Genomic DNA, 1,916 nt, shown 5'->3' with positions numbered 1-1,916 from the left:
TGTTGAACTAAACCCGCTTTGCGGGAGCTTATTGCACAGCTAAAAATAGGAATAGTTGGCGGGATGTTGCGACTTTCGTGCTTTTAAATTTTAAACAAATTGATTATGAGCAGAAAGTCCTACCTGGAGCAGGCCTGCGAGGCTGTTCCCGAGTTCAAAACCCTAAGCGAAAAATTCCTTCGCAAGTACACCATTGCCGGCAAGTCTGAATCGTGTACGCGTAATTACCTGATGCAGATTTCCAAGATGGTACTGCATTTCCAGTGTTCCCCGCTGGACCTGTCGATTGACCAAATGGAGGAGTATCTCTTTCATATCCGGGAAAACGAGAAACCCAGCATGAGCTCGTTCAAACACCTGGTGTATGGGTTGCGCACCCTGTTTTCGATGTTCAAAAACGAGAAACTCTACCTGGCCCTTCCCCCGGTGTCGGGCAGCAAAGCCTTGCCGGTGGTGTTCTCGCAAGCCGAGGTCAGGCTTATCCTGAAAACACCCAAACTGTTAAAGCACCGGGCGTTGTTTGCTGTCATTTACGATTGCGGCCTGCGCATCTCCGAGGTCATCAAGCTGGAAATAAAGGATATTGATTTTGACCGCAAACAGGTACACGTGCGCCAGAGCAAGCACAAGAAAGACCGCTATGTGCCTGTTTCGCCGCTCACCATCAGAGGGATAAAGCAATACCTGGAAACCTCGAACCCGCAGAAATGGCTTTTCAACGGGAAGGTCCGCGGGCAGCAGGCCAGCCGCGAAGGTATCCGCCATGCTTTCCGTTCGTGCATCCAAAAAACAGGCATTCAAAAGGAAGTCTGCATCCATACGTTGCGCCACAGCTACGCCACCCACCTGCTGGAAATGGGGCTGGATATTGTGAGCGTAAAAAACCAACTGGGCCACGCCGATATTGCTACCACCATGATGTACCTGCACATCGCCCGTTCGAACCCGATGGCTGGCTTTGCCCCCATGGAAAAGCTCTACGGCAATGGCCGTCGATAATACGCTGGGCGATGTTATCCGGCAGTTTTCGCCTGCGCTGCAGCAGAAACGGGGCGTCTCGGGCGACCAGCTCAAGGCACTGTGGGCTTTGGGCAGGTGCCGTACCCCCGAGCTGGGAGGTTCGGTCATGGCCTGCCACGATTGCGGCTCGGTACATTACGTGTTGCACAGTTGCCGCAACCGCCATTGCCCGCGTTGCCAGGGCATCGACAAAGAGTTGTGGATTGAAGCCCGCAAACAGGAACTGTTGCCGGTTAAATATTTTCACGTGGTGTTTACCGTTCCGCACGAGTTGCTGGAGCTGTTCCGTTTCAATCGTGAGCTGATGTACAACCTGCTGTTCGAGAAATCGTGGGAAACCCTCAGCCTGTTTGCCAGAGACCCCAAGCTGCTGGGTGCACAAGCCGGGGCCATCGCCATTCTGCATACCTGGGACCAGCGATTAAACTACCACCCGCATCTGCACCTGATTGTTCCGGCCGGGGGGATTGATGAAAACGGCCACTGGAAAAGCAGCAAGCAGGATGGTGACTTTTTGTTCGACGTCAAGCAGATGTCTGCCGTGTTCAGCGCCCGTTTCGTTCGGAAGCTGCGCCGGCTCAAGCGACAGGGGAAAGTTCAGAAGTATGTGCCGCGCGATTTGATTAAAAAGCCCTGGGTAGTCTATGCCAAGCAGGCTTTTGGCTCGCCCGAAAGTGTGGTCGAATACCTGGGGCGGTACACCCACCGGGTGGCCATCTCCAATGCCCGGATACTGGAGGTGACCGACAGCCAGGTAACGTTTAGCTGGTGCGACCGGGAAAACGGCTACCAAAAGAAAACCGAGACCCTAAGCGGGGTAGCGTTTCTGACGCGTTTTCTCGACCACATTGTGCCGCCCCGTTTTCGGCGGATCCGCCACCTGGGGTTTTTAAGTT

The 1,916-nt window shown here is 54.0% G+C and carries 2 protein-coding genes; both read left to right on the top strand.

What is annotated here, in order from left to right; translation table 11 throughout:
* Positions 1-105: 105 nt before the first annotated feature.
* The gene (locus NWF04_00010) at positions 106-999 is read left to right on the top strand and encodes a site-specific integrase (GenBank protein ID MCW4004970.1); all 894 of its coding nucleotides are present in this window, start codon (positions 106-108) and stop codon (positions 997-999) included.
* The coding region (locus NWF04_00005) for an IS91 family transposase (GenBank protein MCW4004969.1) at positions 986-1,916 on the top strand (931 nt) is incomplete at its 3' end. The genes NWF04_00010 and NWF04_00005, both read left to right, overlap by 14 nt.

It is taken from the genome of Candidatus Bathyarchaeota archaeon (assembly GCA_026014465.1).
GTDB lineage: Archaea > Thermoproteota > Bathyarchaeia > Bathyarchaeales > Bathycorpusculaceae > JADGNF01.
Note: the sequence above shows the minus strand (reverse complement) of the source record. Positions and strands in the feature narration are given on the sequence as shown.

What these genes read in the sequence shown, in the direction of transcription:
- NWF04_00010 (MCW4004970.1), top strand. Translation starts at nt 106, where the DNA reads ATGAGCAGAAAGTCCTACCTGGAGCAGGCCTGCGAGGCTGTTCCCGAG.